Source organism: Vibrio sp. 1S139 (genome assembly GCF_041439475.1).
Lineage (GTDB): Bacteria > Pseudomonadota > Gammaproteobacteria > Enterobacterales > Vibrionaceae > Vibrio > Vibrio crassostreae_C.
In genome coordinates, this window is record NZ_JBGOOD010000130.1 from 1 (window position 1) to 3,462 (window position 3,462).

Annotated in this window: 4 protein-coding genes; all 4 read left to right on the top strand. The window is 44.0% G+C overall.

Features of this window, described 5'->3' with window-relative positions:
* The first annotated feature begins 165 nt into the window (after positions 1 to 165).
* The 4 genes from ACED46_RS21525 (at position 166) to ACED46_RS21540 (ending at position 3,387) form a co-directional block, all read left to right on the top strand.
* Positions 166 to 1,170, top strand: coding sequence for an ornithine carbamoyltransferase (locus ACED46_RS21525; protein WP_017066667.1), 1,005 nt, complete (start codon positions 166 to 168; stop codon positions 1,168 to 1,170).
* 287 nt (positions 1,171 to 1,457) lie between these two features.
* Positions 1,458 to 2,387: an aspartate carbamoyltransferase gene (gene pyrB, locus ACED46_RS21530; RefSeq protein WP_012604860.1), complete on the top strand. Its 930-nt coding sequence runs from the start codon at positions 1,458 to 1,460 to the stop codon at positions 2,385 to 2,387.
* Positions 2,388 to 2,399: 12 nt separating this feature from the next.
* Entirely contained in the window at positions 2,400 to 2,861 is a 462-nt protein-coding gene (gene pyrI, locus ACED46_RS21535) for an aspartate carbamoyltransferase regulatory subunit (RefSeq protein WP_017058927.1), read from the top strand.
* Between the two features lie 136 nt (positions 2,862 to 2,997).
* Positions 2,998 to 3,387: a RidA family protein gene (locus ACED46_RS21540; protein WP_004735319.1), complete on the top strand. Its 390-nt coding sequence runs from the start codon at positions 2,998 to 3,000 to the stop codon at positions 3,385 to 3,387.
* Positions 3,388 to 3,462: the final 75 nt, after the last annotated feature.

Consider the following 3,462-nt stretch of genomic DNA (forward strand, 5'->3'; position numbering starts at 1 on the left):
CCAGCTAAATATCCGTTTAGATTCAAACAGTAATGCTTATCCGAACGGCATTGCTATTCATTTACTGGCCTTTTTTATCAAATCAATAAAATAAATATTCACAAATATAGCATTTTTATGTTTAACTAAGTTCTTCATTGATTCTATATACGCAAGGAGCGAGAGATGGCCTTTAATCTTCGCAATCGTAACTTTCTAAAACTTCTCGACTTTACTCCTAAAGAGATTCAGTTTTTACTCGACCTGTCTGCTGACCTAAAAAAAGCTAAGTATGCAGGCACTGAGCAGAAGAAACTCAACGGCAAAAACATTGCTTTGATCTTCGAGAAAGCATCAACTCGAACACGATGTGCGTTTGAAGTGGCCGCCTTTGATCAAGGTGCTCAAGTCTCTTACCTTGGCCCTTCTGGTTCTCAGATTGGTCAAAAAGAATCAATGAAAGATACGGCGCGTGTATTGGGACGCATGTACGATGGCATTGAATATCGTGGCTTTGGCCAAAGTATCGTTGAAGACTTAGGCGCTTATGCGGGCGTGCCGGTTTGGAATGGTTTAACCGATGAGTTCCACCCTACTCAGATTTTGGCTGATTTCCTCACTATGCTTGAGCATGGTCGCGGAAAACATCTGCACCAAATCAGCTTTGCTTACCTAGGCGATGCACGCAATAACATGGGTAACTCTCTGTTAGTCGGAGCCGCGAAGATGGGCATGGATATTCGCCTTGTCGCGCCTAAAGCATTCTGGCCAGAAGAGCAGCTTGTTGAAGAGTGCCAAGCTATCGCGCAAAGCACAGGTGCCAACATCACGCTGACAGAAGACGTTGCTGAAGGTGTTCAAGGCTGTGATTTCCTTTATACCGATGTTTGGGTTTCAATGGGCGAGGCCCCTGAAGCTTGGGACGAACGTGTAGCGGTAATGAAACCATACCAAGTGAATATGGATGTCATTAAGCTCACTGGCAATCCTCAAGTGAAATTCATGCACTGCCTACCCGCTTTCCATAACAATGAAACCGTGATCGGCCAGCAAGTCGCAGATAAGTATGGAATGAACGGTTTAGAAGTTACTGATGAAGTCTTTGAATCGGATTACTCAATTGTGTTTGATGAAGCTGAGAATCGCATGCATACCATCAAAGCGGTAATGGTTGCGACACTGGGTCAATAGCGAATACTGAAAGTAAACAAAAGCTTGATGTAATCGCTTGCGCTCACAAATTGAAAGCGTATAATGCTCGGCAATTTGTCTGAGAGTAATGAAAATGACGCCAAGCAATGTTGTGATAAAACATAATGATATTGTGAAAACACATAGTAATATTGTGAAAACACCAAATATTGCTCGTAAGCTAAGATGCTTACCAGGCCGTCTATTCTGCTTTTCAGCACTTTTTTAAAGCCTCCCATTATGGGGGGCTTTTTTATGGCCAATACATTATTGTGGGGAAGAAGATCATGGCGAACTCGCTCTATCAAAAGCACATCATCTCAATTCCAGAGCTTTCTCGTGAAGAGCTAGAATTAATTGTTCAAACGGCAGGTCAGCTAAAGGCTGAACCAAACCCAGAACTCATCAAGAACAAAGTTGTTGCCAGCTGCTTCTTCGAACCTTCTACACGAACTCGTCTCTCTTTTGAAACTGCGATTCAACGCATCGGTGGTGATGTGATTGGTTTCGACAGTGGTGGTAACACTTCTTTGGCAAAGAAAGGCGAAACGCTAGCGGACTCGGTACAGGTTATCTCTTCATACGTTGACGCTTACGTGATGCGTCACCCTCAAGAAGGCGCAGCGCGTCTGGCTTCTGAGTTCTCAAACGGTGTACCTGTTATTAACGCAGGTGACGGCGCAAACCAACACCCAACACAAACGTTACTAGACCTATTCTCTATCGCTGAGACACAAGGCCGCCTCGACAACCTAAACGTTGCATTCGTTGGTGACCTTAAGTACGGCCGTACGGTTCACTCATTGACTCAAGCACTAGCGAAGTTCGACAACATCTGTTTCTACTTCGTGGCTCCAGAAGCTCTAGCGATGCCAGACTACATTTGCGAAGAGCTTGATGAAGCGGGCATCAAGTACCAACTATTGACGGACATGGAAGATGTGATTCCTGAGCTCGATGTCTTGTACATGACTCGAGTTCAAAAAGAGCGCTTCGATGAGTCAGAATACGCGCACATAAAATCCGCATACATCCTGACCGCTTCGATGCTGGAAAATGCACGCGATAACCTGAAGGTTCTGCACCCTCTTCCTCGCGTTGATGAAATTACTGTCGATGTCGATAAAACACCTTACGCTTACTACTTCCAGCAAGCAGAGAATGGTGTTTACGCCCGTGAAGCATTGCTAGCCCTTGTTCTTAACGAAACGCTGTAGAGGAGAGATATAATGTCTAAAGAGACTCAATTAAAAGTTGAAGCAATCAGAAACGGTACTGTTATCGACCATATCCCAGCCAATATCGGGATCAAGGTTCTAAAACTGTTCGACATGCACAATTCTCATCAGCGCGTGACGATTGGCCTGAATCTACCGTCTTCTGCACTAGGCGGAAAAGACCTGCTCAAGATTGAGAATGTGTTTATCACAGAAGAACAGGCGAGCAAGCTGGCACTTTATGCGCCTCACGCAACAGTGAATCAAATCGAAGATTACGAAGTGGTTAAGAAACTACCACTAGAACTTCCTGAGCAAATCAACGATGTGTTCGAGTGTCCAAACACCAACTGTATTACTCACAATGAACCGGTTGAAAGTAGCTTTAAGATCTTTGAAAAGAAAGAAGATATTCGATTGAAGTGTAAGTATTGCGAAAAAGTCTTCTCTCGCGAGATCGTAACAGAAAGATAACGTCATACGGCAAAGCAGACCGTATGTAAAAACTATCAAATACCTCGCCTGTGCGGGGTATTTTGCGCTTTACCTATCCAAAGTTTGAAGGCACACTGAAAATTGATTTTTATCTAATAACTGATGGAATAAACCAATGACTAAAGTACTTCACACAGAATCTGCTCCAGCTGCAATCGGCCCATACGTACAAGGCGTTGACCTTGGCAACATGGTACTGACTTCTGGTCAAATCCCAGTAAACCCAGCAACTGGTGAAGTATCTGCTGATATCGCAGAGCAAGCTCGCCAATCTCTAGACAACGTTCAAGCGGTTGTTGAAGCTTCAGGCCTGACTGTAAAAGACATCGTAAAACTAACGGTATTCGTTAAAGACCTAAACGACTTCGGCACAGTAAACGAGGTTTACGGCAAATTCTTCGATGAGCACGGCGTTGCAAACTACCCTGCACGTTCATGTGTTGAAGTAGCTCGTCTACCAAAAGATGTAGGTATCGAGATCGAAGCTATTGCGGTTCGCAAATAGCTTTTAATCTCTAGATTAAACGTAAGCGTCTTTAAATCGACTCATTGACTTTCAAGCCTCAACACAGATACCGCC